This is a genomic window from Pseudosulfitobacter sp. SM2401 (assembly GCF_042932805.1).
Classification (GTDB): Bacteria; Pseudomonadota; Alphaproteobacteria; order Rhodobacterales; family Rhodobacteraceae; genus Ascidiaceihabitans.
Genome location: NZ_CP170633.1, coordinates 1,619,973 through 1,636,304, shown reverse-complemented (window position 1 = coordinate 1,636,304; position 16,332 = coordinate 1,619,973). Strand labels below are relative to the sequence as shown.

Genomic DNA, 16,332 nt, shown 5'->3' with positions numbered 1-16,332 from the left:
GTTTAGACGAGAATCTTTGCAGAAATGCAATTTAAGGTAGTAGTGTGGGCGCACTACATATTTTAGGAGATTCTTTTAATGCAACTTAATAAAATTCTTTCAACCTTATCAGCAACCGGCCTGCTATTTGTCGCCGCGCCAGCATCGGCGGATCCTCTGGCACTTGCCTACATGCCATCGGACGTCAATTTGTCGTGCGATGTCTCAGAAAGCGGATTCAGCGACAGTTGGGCCAGACTGGAATTAAACGGGGCACCAACAGGTCTTGGGCCGATTTACGACGTCGACAACGGGCTGGTTTATGTCTTTCCGCCCGATGGACCAGCGTTTAATGCAGCGGCAAGCAATTGTGATGCGTTCGAATGGGCGTCGCAAATGTTTCTGTGGCTGACCTCGACCGTTACGGTTAACCGATTGGGCGGTGGCCACGATCCGGCGTTGCCTTCTGATCCAAAACCAACGTCAGCGGCCACAAATTACGTTTTGTCGAGCGAGTTCATGTACCGTTTTGATAGCGGTGCGCTTCAGACACAATCGAATGGCCAGACCTTGGTCCGCCAATCCAAAGTTGACGAAGACGCCGACGGCAATCCGGTTGACGGGGTCGAACAAGCAGGCAGCAACGGCGTGCTGTTCACGCAAGGCGACACCAGCGTTTCGACCGGCAGTTCGTTGGTCTATTATGACGTCTACACCAGCCGACCCTACGGCTATGTCAGGGCTGCAAATCTTGCGAGCGCGGCCGGCGAATTGCCGTTTACCGAATTTCCCGCAAACGCAGAAGCCGTGTGTGGTGCGATTGAATATGGCCTCAAGAACGGCTTTCTAAAGCCAAAAGACATCCCGCTGAACACGGCGATCTACGGTCTTTTGTGCAAAGGTGTGGTGCCCTCGGGTTCCTTGCTCGGGGGGGATGGCCCACGCCCAACCGTGTCCGAAGTCGAATCTGCGATCGACTATCTTTCGATGGCATTGGAAGTCAAAGCGTCTTGGGTTCTCGCGTCCTCGGTCGCAAATCCGGATCATTACATCGTGCAAAATTCCACGGTTCCAGTGTTTGAGGCTGACGGCACCACCGGTGCGCTGAAGCAGGTGGGCACGCAAACCGTTGATTTGGCGATGATCGGCATCCACGTAGTGGGATCGGTTAACGGTCACCCCGAGATGATCTGGGCCACGTTCGAGCATTACGACAATGCCCCCAACGTTGATTATTCCTACAATGATACGACTGGGGCGACACAGACGTTTTCCGACATGACTACGCTGGCCTCTGACGGCTGGCTGATCTCGGATGGCACGCCGACTAACGCCAACAAAGAATTCGCGTCGCTCGTTGATGGCAAAATCACCCCATCGGGCAGTGGTGCGGTGACAACGCCGACCAATGCGGTGCGTGTCAGCCCATGGGGCAGTGATCCGACAGCGGCTTCGGCTGCGACAAACACCGATGTCATCTCGTCGAATGTGTCTGTGATCAATGCCTTGTCCGGCTTTTATTTGGGGGCAGACGGCAGCGAGGCTGCAAAACAAATGCTGTCGCAAACGGATCCGCGGATGAACTACATCCTGACTGGCGCAAGCTGGGGCAAGATGGGCGCGTTCCCGGAACGTGACGTTTTGACGAACGTCGCAGGGACGCCGGTCATGGCCAATACGACCATGGAAACATTTGATCAGAAATCCTTTGCGGAATATAACGGGTGTTTCTCGTGCCATGGAACATCTGAGCCAGTTGGTGGCTTTTCGGTCAGCCATCTGTTTGGCGATGTTTCGGAGGTTTCAAAAAACTCTGACTAACTGGCAAAGCGCGGTTGGGCAGACAATCCCGTGTCCCACCGCGCGACGCTTAAACATCTAACGAAGACTGAGAGGCGGGAAATCTTTCCGCCTCTTTGCGGTTACCGTCAGGGCCACACATTCGCGCCAAGCTGTACAATCAGGCTAGTACACAGATGCTTCTATGTCTCAAAACCCTGCCAACTCATTGATTTGTATGGCGTATGGTAGGCCCGGCAGGACTTGAACCCGCAACCAAAGCGTTATGAGCGCTCTGCTCTAACCAGTTGAGCTACAGGCCCGCCATATCAGCTTGCTACCAGACAAGGCAGCGCAGTCAAGCGCGAAGCGGGCGCAAAATGCACGCGAAAGCAGCTGCGCGCGCAATCCAGATGTTCCCTTTGGCACGCCTTTAGCTTATGGGCTTGCCCATACTGCATTCGGGTGTTTAACGACCTTGAGAGGAACGCTGCCATGGACACGAAAAAGAACGGTATTACCTATGCCGATGCGGGCGTCGATATTGACGCAGGCAACGCGCTGGTGGAACGGATCAAACCTGCGGCCAAGCGAACGTCGCGGTCGGGCACAATGTCCGGTCTTGGTGGATTCGGGGCAATGTTCGATCTAAAGGGTGCAGGGTTCAAAGACCCGATTTTGGTTGCAGCGACGGACGGTGTAGGCACCAAACTGCGCATCGCGATTGATACAGGCAACGTTGACGGTGTTGGCATCGATCTGGTTGCCATGTGCGTCAATGACCTGGTGTGCCAAGGGGCTGAGCCGCTGTTTTTCCTGGATTATTTCGCGACGGGCAAGCTGGAGCTTGATCAAGCTGCGCGCATCATCGAGGGCATCGCGACGGGTTGTGAACGCTCTGGCTGCGCGCTGATTGGTGGCGAAACGGCTGAAATGCCGGGCATGTACCCGGCGGGCGATTTCGATTTGGCGGGTTTTTCGGTTGGTGCGATGGAACGTGGCCACGACTTGCCGGCCAACGTCCAAGCCGGCGACGTGCTGCTGGGCCTTGCGTCGTCGGGCGTGCACTCCAACGGCTATTCACTGGTGCGCAAACTGGTCGAAACGTCGGGCCTTGCGTGGGGCGATGATTGTCCTTGGCAGGACGGCACGTTGGGTGCTGCGTTGCTGGAACCCACAGTGTTATACGTCAAAGGCTGCGTCGCCGCGATTGCGCAAGCCGACACAGTGCACGCTTTGGCGCACATCACGGGGGGCGGTTTGACAGAAAACCTGCCGCGGGTTTTACCAGATGATTTGGGCGCCGAAATCGATTTGAACGCGTGGGATTTGCCCGATGTGTTCAAATGGTTGGCAGGCATCGGCGGCATGGCCGAGGCGGAATTGCTGAAAACCTTTAACTGCGGTCTTGGCATGATTGCCGTTGTTGCAGCCGACAAAGTTGACGCCGCGCGCGCGGCATTCACGGACGCAGGGCACGACGTTGTGCAGATTGGCACGATCACACAAGGGCAGGGCGTGTCGTACAAGGGCGCGCTTTTGTGACAAGACGCGTTGCGATCTTTGTGTCGGGCGGTGGTTCGAACATGCGCGCGCTGGTCGAGGACATGACCGGTGACCACCCTGCGCGCGCCTGCGTCGTGGTGTCCAACAACGAAAACGCAGGTGGCATCGCGTGGGCCCGTGCCAGAGGTATCGCCACCGAAGTCGTGGATCACCGACCCTTTGGAGAAGACCGCGCCAGTTTTGAAGCGGCCCTGAATGCCGCCTTGGACAAACACACGCCCGATCTGATTTGTCTGGCCGGATTTATGCGCGTTTTGACCGCCGGTTTTGTTGGGCCTTGGCAGGGGCGGATGCTGAATATCCACCCATCGCTGTTGCCGAAATACAAAGGGTTGAACACCCACGCCCGGGCCTTGGCGGCGGGAGATACCGAGCATGGTTGCTCTGTGCACGAGGTCACGGCGTTGTTGGATGATGGACCGATCCTGGGGCAGGCGCGTCTGAACGTTGCAGATGGTGACACAGCAGACACACTGGCCGCACGGGTTCTGGTGCAAGAACACCGCTTGTATCCAGCTGTATTGCGTCGTTTTGTGACAGGTGAACACGGATGTCTTAACGTCAACGCTGAGTGACTAGCCTTTGATCTGGTGATGGTGTAATCCTGACAGACTTTCGCGCCAATAGGACTGTAGAACACCGCATGAGAACGTTGACAACGACCGAAGATCTGGCCGCTTACTGCAAAGAAGCGCAAGCCCATCCCTATGTGACCGTCGATACAGAGTTCCTGCGCGAACGTACCTATTATTCAAAATTGTGTTTGATCCAACTGGCGATGCCGGGCACCGATGATTCTGGCGCGGTTCTGGTTGACCCACTGGCGACGGGCATTTCGCTGGAACCTTTGTATGAATTGTTTCGCGACACGTCTGTGGTCAAAGTGTTTCACGCCGCGCGTCAGGATCTCGAAATCTTTTTTGTCGACGCGCAGGTGTTTCCTGAGCCGTTGTTTGACACCCAAGTGGCCGCGATGGTTTGCGGCTTTGGCGAACAGGTGGGTTACGAAACTCTGGTGCGCAAAATCGCGCATGAACAGGTCGACAAAACATCCCGCTTTACCGATTGGTCGCGCCGCCCGCTAAGTGACGCGCAAAAAACCTACGCCTTGGCCGATGTGACACATCTGCGTCAGGTCTATGAATTCCTTGCTGCCAAACTGGCAGAAAGCGGGCGTTCGCATTGGGTTGAGGAAGAATTGCACATCCTGACCAACCCCGGCACCTATATCATTGAGCCGCAAAACGCGTGGAAGCGGATCAAAACCCGCACGAACTCGGGTAAGTTTCTGGCGATTGTTCAGGCACTGGCAGCCTTTCGTGAAGAATTTGCTCAAACCCGGAATGTTCCGCGCAACCGCGTGTACAAAGACGACGCACTGGTTGAATTGGCCAGTAATAGACCAAAATCCTACGAAGAATTGGGCCGTTCCCGTTTGCTGTTACGTGAAGCCCGCAAAGGCGAAATTGCCGATGGCATTTTGGCAGCGGTACAGGCTGGTCTGAATTGCCCGCCTGAAAAGGCGCCCAAAGCGCCCGCAGGGCGTGAAAAGCTGCAAGTTAATCCGGCACTCGCGGATCTGTTGCGGGTCCTGTTAAAGGCCAAAACAGAAAGCGCTGGCGTTGCCGCTAAACTGATTGCGCCCGCGTCTGATCTGGATGCGCTTGCTGCGGGCATGCGTGATGTTGCTGCCATGTCGGGCTGGCGCGCAGAAGTGTTCGGGCAAGACGCATTGCAACTGTGCGAAGGCAAGATTGCCTTGGCTGCGGTTGGAAATGACGTGAAAATCGTCCCGCTGGACTAAGCGCTGGTGTGCGACACGCACACCTTACCATGACCGCGAAACTGAAGTTTACCTGCTTAGCGGCGACGGGATGTTCGCGCGTTTCGGGCGGCCACAACCCGAATTGTGCGCACATCGCGCAAGTCCTGATCCGTCAACGCACGCGCTGCGACAACCGTTCGGGTGTGTTCTGAGCCGACGGGTTGGGCTGTACTCGGTTGAATACCCTCAAGGCGGTAGGTCAGGACACCATCGACCGGTGTTTCATCATCAGTTTGCGGCGTTAGCTGAACGCCGTGAACACCTTGCGTTTTGGTGAGGCCGGTGGCGCGCACAATCGCTCCACCTGGGACCCGCTCAATGACAAGGCCGGTGACCTGGTCAATTGGATTGCCGAAATACGCGTCGCGGTCCGCGCGTCGTTTTGCGAATAGGCCAGTTCGGGCCGCCGGGATCAGAGGGTTTGTGTTGGCCTCTTGTACCTCGATCGGTGCCGAGCGCGATTTGCCAAACCAGTTTGCAGGATTAACGCGACTGTCGCGCACTGCACCACAAGCGGTAAGAGCCACTGCTGAAATCAAAAGGGCGGAAGTGAGAATGCGCATAAGCCTGCCTGCAACAGTTGTTTGTATGTTTGGTAGCCTATCCGTTGGGGCTTGAAAAGGTGGGGTCTTAAAAAGGCTGGCGGTGAAAAGGGTGTGGACCTTTGCACAGGCCGGCCCTACCTGTGCATGTGTCAGTTGATGGCACACCCGTGACACACAAAATGAGGTTGCAATGGCAAGCCCAGCTTTTGAAGAGATCGTCGAAGATTTTGAATTTCTGGACGATTGGGAAGACCGGTATCGCTATGTCATCGATATGGGCAAGGCGATGGAACCGCTGGATGACGCCCTAAAGGTAAGCGCGACCAAGGTAGACGGATGTGCTTCGCAGGTGTGGATACATCCAGTGATCGAGGGTGGCGTGTTCCGGTTTGACGGTGACAGCGACGCGTTGATTGTACGCGGGTTGGTTTCTGTTTTACGGCATCTTTACAACGACTTGCCGCGCGAAGCTGTCATGAATGTGGACGCATTGGCAGAGATGACGCGACTGGGTTTGAACGATCACCTGTCAGCGCAACGGTCTAACGGTGTCCGTGCCATGATCGAGCGGATCAGGTCTGTCGCCAGCGCGTAAGCTGTTACAAATCCGCCAGCGTGATCGCTAGATCTCCGTAACCGGTAAGGCGCCGTTCAAACGTCAGTCCAAGACGATCGGCAGCAATTTTGGCTTTTTTGGTCAGCTCCGGATCATCTGTCTGCGCTTGGTACACCAGTTTTTCGTAGTTGCCGAAATACATGTCACGCAATTGCGGGTGCCGATCTAGTCCCATCGGTTTGATGATAAACGCATCGAACTGGCGCACCAGAAAATCAGTCAGGTAAAACGTGGTGATTTCAGTTTCACTTTGTCGCGCAAACTGTTCATTTCCCTCAAAAAAACTATAGCAATGCGGGCCTGCGACCATCTCAACACCCAGCTCTTTGCAGGCCGCTTGTAGCAATCCACCGGTGCCGCAATCCGCATAAACTACAAAAATACTATCGTAGTCTGCACTGTGTTTGGCGACCGCTTCACGTACGCTTTGGGTGATTTTGTCAGGATACAGATGGTACTTTGCGGGCAGGCAGGTCAGATCCATATGGTCCCAGCCGTTGATCGCCTTAAGGTCCAGAATTTCGCGCGCCAAAGCACCACAGGCGATTAACAAAATACGTCCGGCTTTCGGCTTGGCTTCGATCACATCTAGCCCTTGATCGGTCAGCGTGCTGTCTGAAATCTCTTCCATCTGGAAATCCTAACAAAAAAGGCCCGCTCTGATAGTTTCAGAACAGGCCCAAATGTCTTGAGGCGTCGCGTAACGTTACGCAGACAATTGGTTGTGCTTTTTGCCCATCCACTCTTTTGCCGTCTCAACCGCAACGGCGGCATCACGACAATACGCATCCGCGCCAATGGCTTTGCCAAACTCTTCGTTCAACGGGGCACCACCGACCAAAACGATGTAGTCATCGCGGATACCCTGTTCAATCATCGTGTCGATCACGACTTTCATGTAAGGCATCGTTGTTGTCAGTAGGGCAGACATGCCCAAAATGTCGGGGCCTTCGGCTTCCATCGCCTCAAGGTAACTTTCAACGGCGTTGTTGATGCCAAGGTCGACAACTTCAAAGCCGGCACCTTCCATCATCATACCGACAAGGTTTTTGCCGATGTCGTGAATGTCGCCTTTGACTGTGCCGATCACCATTTTGCCAACGCGCGGTGCGCCGGTTTCGGCCAACAACGGCTTCAGAATGAACATGCCACCCTTCATCGCGTTCGCGGCCAACAACACTTCGGGAACGAACAAAATGCCATCGCGGAAATCGTGGCCGACAATAGTCATACCGCCGACAAGCGCTTTGGTCAGCACATCATAAGGGGTCCAGTCGCGCGCGAGCAAAATGTTCACGCCTTCCTCGATCTCTTCTTTCAGGCCATCATAAAGGTCGTCAAACATTTGTTGGACAAGTTCTTCGTCGTCCAGATCCGCCAGGATAATATCGTCTTCGTCTGACATGCGCTTTCCTCTAATTTGGGCACACAATCGGCCACTTAATTTCCGTTTTGACACAATGTCGCAGTGTGACTTTGCGGTTTGCGACATTGGCAACGCTTTGCGCGACCTTGTTTCTTTATTTTGACAGGCAAGGCTTACGAAAGATGTTGGTTTTAGCGGGTGTTATGCGTTGGTGCGGCGCGATCGGCGGGTGCGGCGCGGTGCCGGTTCATTGTCGCCGGTTCCATCCGAGGCAGATGTGAACGCACCCAGCTTGGCGGTGATTTCTTCTAGTGCAGGGCGTTCGGTCATTGTGCGTGTGTCCAAAGCTTCGCGCATGGCGCGCAAATGTTCTGGCATGGTGCCACAGCAGCCACCGATAATACTGGCCCCGCACGCGCGCGCCATGACGGCGTAGTCAGCCATCAATTCGGGTGTGCCATCATAGTGAATGTGCCCCTCGACATATTTAGGGATGCCAGCGTTTCCTTTGGCAATAATTGGCAAATCTGGGTTTTGTGCGGAAAAGCCCAAGATCGTGCGCAACAAATCCGATGATCCGGTGCCGCAGTTTGCGCCAAATGCCAAAGCTTTGTTGGGAATGTCGTTAACCAAGATCACCATGTCGGCGCTGGTCACGCCCATCATTGTGCGCCCTGCGGTGTCAAAGCTCATGGTGCCGCACCAATCTAGGCCCGCCAATGCAAACCCCTCGGCGGCGGCGCGAAATTCTTCAGCAGCCGAGATCGTTTCGACCCAAGCAACATCTGCGCCACCAGCCTTAAGCCCATCTGCTGTTTCATGGAACATTTCCACCGCAAGCGTGTGGGTCAGGCTGCCGATGGGCGTCATGATCTCGCCCGTTGGTCCAACCGATCCCGCAACAATGACTTTGTGACCTGCTGTATCCGCGATGTCGCGCGCAATTTCGGCGGCAACCCGTGACAATTCATGAACGCGTTTCTCTGCATTATGCAGTTTTAAACGCGACGCATTTGCGCCAAATGAATTGGTCAGAAAAATGTCGCAACCGGACTCAACCGCACCGGAGTACAAAGCGCGAATTTTTGCAGGTTCTTCGGTGTTCCACATCTCGGGCGCGTCACCCGACATCAACCCCATATTGAACAGATTCGTTCCGGTCGCACCGTCGGCCAGCAATGCGCCTTTTTCGGCCAACAAGTTGATCAGGGGATTGGTCATGTAATGCTCCGCACTTTGGGGTGTTTTAAGTGCTGTGTCACGAGGCTCGTTTTGAGGCCAGTTCATAATTTTCATCACTATTATGAATCTCATGCGCAGTATTTTCTTTGCGAATTGCAATGGGGGCAGGGCTGCGCACCTCACGTGCAATGTCGAACAAGCCAATCGCTAGTGTTACAGGATTTGGCGAGGCCGCGTACCTAGGCGTCCAGCGCGGTGAAAACACGGATTTGAATTGGCGTAAACCGGTGCCGCCTGCCATCGTCACTGCAATTCTGGCGGCCCAACGATAAATTGCACTGTTTGGATCGGGGCACGCCGGCACAGCCGCTAAACTGACACGACCAATTGCGGCGTGTCTCGCGCAAATTACCGCTTGATGAACCAAGGCGTGCATTGTGCCATCGGGGGCTGCATCTGTGTGGCGCATTACGTCCAAACACCATTCTTGGGTGCTGCGCTGAAACGTGGCAAACGCGACGAGAACACCTTTGACATAACCGCGCACAATCAGGTGATCGGACAGGTAGCCTTGTTCGAAGCGCCCCATGGTTCCGCCGCGTGCTGTGCTATGCGTGCTTTGCCAAATCGCATCTACCCGCGCCATATCGGACCACGGCAAAGCGCCTGACCATTCGATTGACAGGCCGGATTTTTCCGCAGCGCGCAGTTTGCGGCGCAATTGGCGCGCTGAGGGTGCGTTTGGGGCATAAACCTGCGGGTCGATCAGGGCATCATCAGAAACGTGCATGACGGACCAACCGTTTTGCCGCGCGCTGGCGGCTGTTTGTGCGCTGCATTTGTAGACCATGGGGAGGCGCCCGGTTGATTTCGCCTCATAGCGGAGCGCGCTGAAGGTCGCACTCGCGCTCCCTTGGATCGGGTCACATAACGCTGTCAGTGTCTGGCCGGTCGGCCAAATGGCGCAAGCCCCGTCACGGGTCTGCAAAGTCCGCCCGCCGTTTTGTTTGATGATACCAAGTTCTGCATTGCGCGCCCGTTTTAGGCTGGCCTGAGGGTGTGATGGGCGCAGTGGTGACGCTGCAAATGGCATGATCAACGTGACACCTGCAAAGATTGCAGGGCATGCATAGTAAACGATACGAAACGCCAGAATGCTGACCAAAACATCGCCCGCAGGCAGGTGCGGAAATAGCCCGATCATCATCAATTCAAATGGACCAACGCCGCCCGGCGTATTTGACAATAATGCTGTCCCTAGTGCCAAGAGAAACAGAGGCAAAAATTGCGCAAAGCTGACCTCTGTGCCGTGTGGGAGCAGAACAAACAAGACAGCACCCGCAGCGACGGTGTCCACAGTTGTCCAAAGCACGATCGCACCAGCGCTGAGCAAGCTAGGCAAACGCGCTGTGTAGCGTGTGAGATGCAAGACAGGATGGCGAAACATCAACCAGATGGCCGCCGGAATTATGACCACAATCGTAAATGCCAACGGCTTGATCCAAGCCGGTGCCGGTAAAAACGCGCAAGCCACCCCAAGAACAACAGCCCAGCTAAGCACAAAGGAAAACGACACAAATGCTGACAGTTTCAGGGAGGTGGCCAACGAGATATCTGGCAACATCCGCCAACGGGCAAACGCGCTGGTGAACAACCCGAACCCCAATGTTTGTCCCAAGGAAATTGCAATTGTGCCGGACCAGCGCGCGCGATGATCGGCAATGCCTGTGGCAAAATGTCTGTGCGCGACGCCGTCGTACCTGCCAACGGACCATAGGCTGATGATGCTGAGCGAGGCAGCCGCCAGCCAAGCCGGCCATGTTACCGCCCGCAGTTGATTGAATATCCCGTCCAGCGATTGCGCGGCAAAATGCGGAGCCAAGGCCCATGCGCAAACGGCAAAAATGCCGATAGGGCACGCAATGCGCAGCACCTTGCTTGCACGTGACGTCATGCCGTGTGTTCGCGTCATCTGGACCTGCCTTACCAATCAACCAAGACGGTTTGGTTAGCGGACAGGCATGAGTATCACGTTAACGTGGACCAATGGATTTCGTGTTTATGTTAGATGAACTAACGCGCGTAAGATATTGTATAATAATAATACTACAGCAGTTGAGCTTGTGCTTCGACCATCAGATCTTGCATTTTTGCCCGCAAGGTCGCCTCATCGACTTTGGCCCCCAAATCAGCGGACACTTTGCGAAAGACATCCTCGTGGCCGGCTTCTTGGAGGTCGGATTTGATCACATCACTTACATATTGCTGTACAGCATCGCCCGTTTTTCCCAAAATTTCAGCCGCCCACAGACCCAGCAGTTTGTTACGTCGCGCCGCGGCCTTGAACTGCATTTCCACATCATGGGCATATTTCGCTTCAAACGCGGTTTCACGGTCATCAAAAGTGCTCATTTTCGTCTCCTTAGCAGTGGCATACCCACCAGATATGTGCAGCGAATTGAATTCAAACAAGAGGCCAGCTTGCGAGGCGGCGACCCTTGTCGTATGAGAGCGGCAAACGGGCGGAATAGATTGCCCCAAATGATCCCTTGATATGGGAAAGGACGCTCATGGCCCGTCGCAAAAAGATTTACGAAGGCAAAGCTAAGATCTTGTATGAAGGCCCGGAGCCGGGCACGATTGTGCAGTATTTCAAGGACGATGCGACTGCATTCAATGCTGAAAAGAAGGCCGTGATCGAAGGCAAAGGTGTGTTGAACAACCGCTTGTCTGAATATTTCATGACGGGTCTGAATCAGATCGGCGTGCCGACGCATTTCATCAAAAGCCTGAACATGCGCGAACAACTGTGCAAATCTTGCGAAATTGTGCCGCTGGAAATTATCGTGCGCAACTATGCGGCGGGCACCATGTCCAAGCGTCTGGGTATTGACGAAGGCACGCAATTGCCGCGCCCGATTGTGGAATATTGCCTCAAGGACGACAGTCTTGGCGATCCGCTGGTATCTGAGGAACACATCGCGGCGTTCGGATGGGCATCACAGCAAGACATGGAAGACATTCTTTCACTGGCCCTGCGCGTCAACGATTTCCTGACCGGCATTATGTATGCGGTTGGTATTCGCTTGGTTGATTTCAAAATCGAAGTTGGTCGCGTCTATGACGGTGATTTCCAACGCCTTGTTGTGGCCGATGAAATCAGCCCCGACAGCTGCCGCCTTTGGGACATTGAAACCGGCCAAAAGCTGGACAAAGACGTGTTCCGCCGTGACCTTGGCAACCTGACCGACGCCTACACCGAAGTGGCGCAGCGTTTGGGCGTGATGCCCAAAACGTCGACGCCGATCACCAAACCTACCTTGATCAACTAAAGAACTGCCGGAGAAGATCGATGAAAGCACGTGTACATGTCATGTTGAAAAACGGCGTTTTGGACCCGCAAGGCGAGGCCGTGCGCCACGCGCTGGGGTCGATGGGGTTTGACGGTGTGAACGGGGTGCGTCAGGGCAAAGTGATCGAGCTTGATCTGGCCGACGGCGCAACTGAGGCAGACGTGACAGCGATGTGCGAAAAGCTGCTCGCCAACACGGTGATCGAATCCTACACGATCGAAGGGTTCGCATAATGCACGCAGCTGTTGTTGTCTTTCCGGGATCCAACTGTGACCGCGATCTGGCTGTCGCCTTTGAGGCCGCAGGGGCCAAAGTGTCGATGGTTTGGCACAAAGACACCAAGCTGCCCGACGGCATCGACATGGTCGGCGTTCCGGGCGGGTTTTCGTTTGGCGACTACCTGCGCTGCGGGGCCATCGCGGCCAATTCGCCGATTTGCAACGAAATCAAAGCGCACACAGATCGCGGCGGCTATGCGCTAGGGATCTGCAACGGCTTTCAGGTTTTGACCGAAACCGGGGTTCTGCCGGGCGCATTGCTCCGAAATGCTGGCCTGAAATACATCTGTAAAACCATCGGGCTAAAAGTTGAGACATCAGCGTCAGCCTACACCGCTGGCTACAACGCAGGCGATGTGATCGACATTCCAATTGCGCACCACGACGGCAACTATTTTGCCGACGATGAAACGATTGCCACTCTCAAGGGCGAGGACCGCATCGCGTTCACCTACACAGACACGCCAAACGGGGCCAAAGCCGACATTGCGGGCATTTTATCTGCCAACAAACGTGTGCTTGGCATGATGCCACACCCTGAACGTGCAGCCGATGCAGGACATGGTGGTACTGACGGGCAGGCGTTGTTCCGCGCATTGATGGGGACGCTCGCATCAGCGTGACTTGAGCCTGCGCGCCTAGCGCAGTACGTTAGCGCATGAGTGGTGCCAGTGTTTTCAGAAAAAATAATGCAATCAGTTGGCGAGTGCGCCTGGCTTTGGTGGCGTTATTTGTCCTAGCGGTCGTCACGGTGTCCGTTACCAACCGCTTTTTGACTGACCGATTTACCGAAACCACGCGCAATCGGGCGGAACTGCGATTGGCGCTGTATTCCGGCAACTTGCTGTCCGAATTGCGCCAAAACGCGATTGTTCCGCAACTTTTGGCCCGTGATCCCACATTGATCGGGGCGTTGAATTCCACAGATTACACGCAATCGACCCAACGTCTGATTTCCTTCGTCGAGGAAATCGGGGCGGCGTCGATCTTGTTGCTGGATCGTGACGGGCGCGCGGTTGCCGCCACTGAACGCAACCGGCTTGGTTCAAGCCACCGCAATGCGCCACATTTTCTTGAGGCGTTGCGCGGGCAGGGCACGATTTTCACCGCAGAACCGCGCGAGGCGGGCGGTTTCGTCTTTAACTATTCGCGCCGCGTTCAATCCGCAGGCGACACGCTAGGGGTGATTTCTGTCGAGGTCGATTTGCAGAAGTTTGAACGCGCATGGGCCGGCATTTCTGACGCTTTGATCGTCACCGACGGCACCGGTGCGATCATTTTGGCGACTGAACCGCGCTGGCGTGGACGTACCGAGGCCGAAGCCTTGGCCGAGCAAACACCGCAAAGCGCGATCCAGCGGGCAATCCAAGCGACGGCTGATTGGACGGCACTGCCGCCCGATGCTTATCTGCAAGGCGAAGCGGTGATGCGTTTGGAAAGCCGTGTGGCGTTTCGAGGCTGGCGCATGATCTCTTTTACAACCTACGCGTCGGTGCGCGAACGGGTGAACGGGGTGCTCGCGCTCGAGATTATGGGATTTGCGATTCTGCTGGCCTTGACCTTCTATTTCCTCAGTCGTCGCACGGCCGGGCGCATGGCATTTTTCATGCGGGAATCGGCAGAGCTTCGCCAATTGAACCAGCGCTTGCAGCGGGAAATCGCCGAGCGTGAGCGGGTCCAAGAGACACTAGCGGTGGCCGAACAGACCCTTGAACAGTCCTCGAAACTGGCCGCACTGGGCGAGATGTCGGCGGCTGTCAGTCACGAGCTAAACCAACCGCTGGCCGCCATGAAAACCTATCTGGCGGGGGCGCGCCTTTTGCTGACCCGCGCGCGTCCGGACGAGGCCTTGTCCTCCTTTGGGCGCATCGATGATCTGATCGAACGGATGGGCGCAATTACGCGCCAGTTGAAGTCATATGCGCGCAAAGGTGCCGAAGAGCTAAGCCCTGTAAACATGGGCGATGCGCTCGCGTCTTCGCTGTCGATGATGGAGCCGCAACTACGTCAGCGACAGGTCCAGATCACGCGTATCATTCCGGATGATCCTGTCGAGGTGATGGGGGATCGCATGCGCATCGAGCAAGTGATGGTGAACCTGTTTCGCAACGCGCTGGATGCCACCAAATCCGAACGCAATCCGCAGGTCGATATCATCCTGTCTGCCGGTGAAACCGCGACCCTCACGGTGCGCGACAACGGCCCCGGGATCGAGAACAAGGATGCGCTCTTTGAGCCGTTTTACACCACCAAGCAGCCGGGCGAGGGCGTTGGCCTTGGTCTTGCCATTTCATCCGGCATCGTCAACGAATTGGGCGGACGGCTCACTGCGCGTGACGGCCAAACGGGCGGCGCTGTCTTTGAGATGAGCTTGCCCATTCTTGCCAGTACGGCAAACAAACGGGACGAGACAACAGAAACCACGGCCTCATCACAAGCGGCCGAGTAAGGTAGTAAGAGCATGACAAAAGCCATGAAAATCGCGATCGTTGATGACGAACAGGATATGCGGCAATCTATCAGCCAATGGCTGGCCTTGTCCGGCTACGACACGGAAACCTTTGCCAGCGCCGAAGACGCGCTGAAAGTGCTTGGACCAGAATACCCCGGCATCGTCATTTCCGACATCAAAATGCCCGGCATGGACGGCATGCAGTTTCTGAAAAAACTGATGGGCAATGACAGCGCGCTGCCGGTGATCATGATCACCGGTCACGGCGATGTACCAATGGCCGTGGAAGCAATGCGCGTTGGTGCGTTCGATTTCCTTGAAAAACCGTTTAACCCTGATCGCATGTCCGAGTTGGCCAAAAAGGCCACAGGCGCGCGGCGTTTGGTGATGGACAACCGGCTGTTGCGCAAAGAACTGTCTGACGGCGGTCAGTTGATGAAAAAGCTGATCGGTCAGTCACCGGTGATGGAGCGCCTGCGCGAAGACATTCTGGATTTGGGGCAGGCCGATGGCCACGTTCTGATCGAAGGCGAAACCGGCACTGGTAAAACACTGGTGGCGCATGCGTTGCATGCTGTTGGCAGCCGCGCTGGTAAGAAATTCGTGTTGGTCAGCTGTTCCGCTTTGGAAGAAGAGGCGCTCGGCAAGCGTCTGTTTGGCCCGATGTTGCCTGAGGACGCGCAATTGCCTGCGATCGAAGAGGCCCGCGGCGGCACGCTGGTTCTTGAAGACATTGAGGCAATCAGCGAGGGCCTGCAAGCGCGCTTGTTGAGCGTGATCAACGAGCAAGGCACGCCGGCAGAAACCCGCATCGTCGGCATTTGCAACATGCAAGAAGCGGGGCGCACCTGCGAAGACGCGCTGCGCCCTGATCTGCTGTACCGTTTGGCCGCCTTGCGCATCACTGTGCCACCCCTGCGTCAACGGGGCGAAGACATTCTGACCTTGTTCACCCGTCTGGGGGATCAATTTGCTGACGAATACGGCTGTGATGCCCCCAAAGTATCTGCGCAAGAGGCCGCGCAATTGCTGCAAGCCCCGTGGCCCGGCAACGTGCGTCAGCTGATCAACGTCGCAGAACGCGCTGTGCTGCAAGCCCGTCGTGGCTCTGGCACCATCGCGTCGCTGTTGATGTCGGATCACGAGGAAATGCAGCCGGTTATGACCACCGAAGGCAAGCCGCTTAAGGAATACGTCGAAGCGTTCGAGCGGATGTTGATCGACAACACGATGCGCCGTCACAAGGGCTCGATTGCGAGTGTGATGGAAGAGCTGTGCCTGCCACGCCGCACGTTGAACGAGAAAATGGCCAAATACGGCTTGCAGCGATCTGACTACCTGTAAACCCTGTTTGACACGAAAATCACGGCGCTGACTTTGAGGCTTTTGCC

16 protein-coding genes and 1 tRNA gene are annotated in these 16,332 nt (G+C 55.6%); 10 read left to right on the top strand and 7 right to left on the bottom strand.

Going from position 1 to position 16,332, the window contains the following annotated elements:
* Positions 1-78 precede the first annotated feature (78 nt).
* On the top strand, positions 79-1,800 hold the full coding sequence (locus tag ACFIO0_RS08095; RefSeq protein WP_390914838.1) for a hypothetical protein: 1,722 nt from the start codon (positions 79-81) through the stop codon (positions 1,798-1,800).
* Positions 1,801-2,004: 204 nt separating this feature from the next.
* Here the strand turns inward: ACFIO0_RS08095 and ACFIO0_RS08090 are convergent.
* A tRNA-Ile gene (locus ACFIO0_RS08090) sits at positions 2,005-2,081 on the bottom strand.
* Between the two features lie 172 nt (positions 2,082-2,253).
* On the opposite strand from ACFIO0_RS08090, the gene purM reads away from it, so the two are divergent.
* The 3 genes from purM to rnd all read left to right on the top strand — a co-directional run bounded on the left by purM (position 2,254) and on the right by rnd (position 5,128).
* The gene (purM, locus tag ACFIO0_RS08085) at positions 2,254-3,303 is read left to right on the top strand and encodes a phosphoribosylformylglycinamidine cyclo-ligase (protein WP_390914837.1); all 1,050 of its coding nucleotides are present in this window, start codon (positions 2,254-2,256) and stop codon (positions 3,301-3,303) included.
* On the top strand, positions 3,300-3,899 hold the full coding sequence (gene purN, locus ACFIO0_RS08080) for a phosphoribosylglycinamide formyltransferase (RefSeq protein WP_390914836.1): 600 nt from the start codon (positions 3,300-3,302) through the stop codon (positions 3,897-3,899). Before purM ends, purN begins: the two co-directional genes overlap by 4 nt.
* A 68-nt stretch (positions 3,900-3,967) precedes the next feature.
* Complete coding sequence (gene rnd, locus ACFIO0_RS08075) at positions 3,968-5,128, top strand: ribonuclease D (RefSeq protein WP_390914835.1); 1,161 nt, start codon at positions 3,968-3,970, stop codon at positions 5,126-5,128.
* 56 nt (positions 5,129-5,184) lie between these two features.
* Here the strand turns inward: rnd and ACFIO0_RS08070 are convergent, their stop codons facing one another.
* Complete coding sequence (locus tag ACFIO0_RS08070) at positions 5,185-5,712, bottom strand: hypothetical protein (RefSeq protein ID WP_390914834.1); 528 nt, start codon at positions 5,710-5,712, stop codon at positions 5,185-5,187.
* A 172-nt stretch (positions 5,713-5,884) separates the two neighbouring features.
* On the opposite strand from ACFIO0_RS08070, the gene ACFIO0_RS08065 reads away from it, so the two are divergent.
* A complete protein-coding gene (locus ACFIO0_RS08065; RefSeq protein WP_390914833.1) occupies positions 5,885-6,289 on the top strand; it encodes a SufE family protein in 405 nt (134 codons plus the stop codon).
* A gap of 4 nt (positions 6,290-6,293) precedes the next feature.
* Here ACFIO0_RS08065 and ACFIO0_RS08060 read toward each other — a convergent pair whose 3' ends face one another.
* The 5 genes from ACFIO0_RS08060 to ACFIO0_RS08040 form a co-directional block, all read right to left on the bottom strand.
* Positions 6,294-6,941: a DUF1638 domain-containing protein gene (locus ACFIO0_RS08060; protein WP_390914832.1), complete on the bottom strand. Its 648-nt coding sequence runs from the start codon at positions 6,939-6,941 to the stop codon at positions 6,294-6,296.
* Between the two features lie 75 nt (positions 6,942-7,016).
* Positions 7,017-7,715: a cobalamin-dependent protein gene (locus ACFIO0_RS08055; RefSeq protein ID WP_390914831.1), complete on the bottom strand. Its 699-nt coding sequence runs from the start codon at positions 7,713-7,715 to the stop codon at positions 7,017-7,019.
* Positions 7,716-7,877: 162 nt separating this feature from the next.
* Positions 7,878-8,897 carry a betaine--homocysteine S-methyltransferase gene (bmt, locus tag ACFIO0_RS08050; protein ID WP_390914830.1) on the bottom strand — a complete coding sequence of 340 codons (1,020 nt, stop codon included), beginning with the start codon at positions 8,895-8,897 and terminating at the stop codon, positions 7,878-7,880.
* Between the two features lie 37 nt (positions 8,898-8,934).
* Positions 8,935-10,830 carry a phosphatidylglycerol lysyltransferase domain-containing protein gene (locus ACFIO0_RS08045; protein WP_390914829.1) on the bottom strand — a complete coding sequence of 632 codons (1,896 nt, stop codon included), beginning with the start codon at positions 10,828-10,830 and terminating at the stop codon, positions 8,935-8,937.
* Between the two features lie 134 nt (positions 10,831-10,964).
* Positions 10,965-11,270, bottom strand: coding sequence for an ATPase inhibitor subunit zeta (locus ACFIO0_RS08040; protein ID WP_390914828.1), 306 nt, complete (start codon positions 11,268-11,270; stop codon positions 10,965-10,967).
* A gap of 158 nt (positions 11,271-11,428) precedes the next feature.
* Here ACFIO0_RS08040 and purC point away from each other — a divergent pair, with 158 nt between their 5' ends.
* From purC to ACFIO0_RS08015, 5 genes are read left to right on the top strand one after another with little or no spacing between them, the layout of a single operon-like run.
* A complete protein-coding gene (gene purC, locus ACFIO0_RS08035) occupies positions 11,429-12,190 on the top strand; it encodes a phosphoribosylaminoimidazolesuccinocarboxamide synthase (RefSeq protein WP_390914827.1) in 762 nt (253 codons plus the stop codon).
* Positions 12,191-12,210: 20 nt separating this feature from the next.
* Positions 12,211-12,444, top strand: a complete 234-nt coding sequence (gene purS / locus ACFIO0_RS08030; RefSeq protein ID WP_390914826.1) for a phosphoribosylformylglycinamidine synthase subunit PurS — start codon at positions 12,211-12,213, stop codon at positions 12,442-12,444.
* Positions 12,444-13,112 carry a phosphoribosylformylglycinamidine synthase subunit PurQ gene (gene purQ / locus ACFIO0_RS08025; protein ID WP_390914825.1) on the top strand — a complete coding sequence of 223 codons (669 nt, stop codon included), beginning with the start codon at positions 12,444-12,446 and terminating at the stop codon, positions 13,110-13,112. The genes purS and purQ overlap by 1 nt, the downstream gene beginning before the upstream one ends.
* A gap of 35 nt (positions 13,113-13,147) precedes the next feature.
* Entirely contained in the window at positions 13,148-14,938 is a 1,791-nt protein-coding gene (locus ACFIO0_RS08020; RefSeq protein WP_390914824.1) for an ATP-binding protein, read from the top strand.
* A 12-nt stretch (positions 14,939-14,950) separates the two neighbouring features.
* Complete coding sequence (locus ACFIO0_RS08015; protein ID WP_390914823.1) at positions 14,951-16,285, top strand: response regulator; 1,335 nt, start codon at positions 14,951-14,953, stop codon at positions 16,283-16,285.
* Positions 16,286-16,332: the final 47 nt, after the last annotated feature.

What these genes read in the sequence shown, in the direction of transcription:
- ACFIO0_RS08095 (WP_390914838.1), top strand. Translation starts at nt 79, where the DNA reads ATGCAACTTAATAAAATTCTTTCAACCTTATCAGCAACCGGCCTGCTA.
- purM (WP_390914837.1), top strand. Translation starts at nt 2,254, where the DNA reads ATGGACACGAAAAAGAACGGTATTACCTATGCCGATGCGGGCGTCGAT.
- rnd (WP_390914835.1), top strand. Translation starts at nt 3,968, where the DNA reads ATGAGAACGTTGACAACGACCGAAGATCTGGCCGCTTACTGCAAAGAA.
- ACFIO0_RS08070 (WP_390914834.1), bottom strand. Translation starts at nt 5,712, where the DNA reads ATGCGCATTCTCACTTCCGCCCTTTTGATTTCAGCAGTGGCTCTTACC.
- ACFIO0_RS08065 (WP_390914833.1), top strand. Translation starts at nt 5,885, where the DNA reads ATGGCAAGCCCAGCTTTTGAAGAGATCGTCGAAGATTTTGAATTTCTG.
- ACFIO0_RS08060 (WP_390914832.1), bottom strand. Translation starts at nt 6,941, where the DNA reads ATGGAAGAGATTTCAGACAGCACGCTGACCGATCAAGGGCTAGATGTG.
- ACFIO0_RS08055 (WP_390914831.1), bottom strand. Translation starts at nt 7,715, where the DNA reads ATGTCAGACGAAGACGATATTATCCTGGCGGATCTGGACGACGAAGAA.
- bmt (WP_390914830.1), bottom strand. Translation starts at nt 8,897, where the DNA reads ATGACCAATCCCCTGATCAACTTGTTGGCCGAAAAAGGCGCATTGCTG.
- ACFIO0_RS08045 (WP_390914829.1), bottom strand. Translation starts at nt 10,830, where the DNA reads ATGACGCGAACACACGGCATGACGTCACGTGCAAGCAAGGTGCTGCGC.
- ACFIO0_RS08040 (WP_390914828.1), bottom strand. Translation starts at nt 11,270, where the DNA reads ATGAGCACTTTTGATGACCGTGAAACCGCGTTTGAAGCGAAATATGCC.
- purC (WP_390914827.1), top strand. Translation starts at nt 11,429, where the DNA reads ATGGCCCGTCGCAAAAAGATTTACGAAGGCAAAGCTAAGATCTTGTAT.
- purS (WP_390914826.1), top strand. Translation starts at nt 12,211, where the DNA reads ATGAAAGCACGTGTACATGTCATGTTGAAAAACGGCGTTTTGGACCCG.
- purQ (WP_390914825.1), top strand. Translation starts at nt 12,444, where the DNA reads ATGCACGCAGCTGTTGTTGTCTTTCCGGGATCCAACTGTGACCGCGAT.
- ACFIO0_RS08020 (WP_390914824.1), top strand. Translation starts at nt 13,148, where the DNA reads ATGAGTGGTGCCAGTGTTTTCAGAAAAAATAATGCAATCAGTTGGCGA.
- ACFIO0_RS08015 (WP_390914823.1), top strand. Translation starts at nt 14,951, where the DNA reads ATGACAAAAGCCATGAAAATCGCGATCGTTGATGACGAACAGGATATG.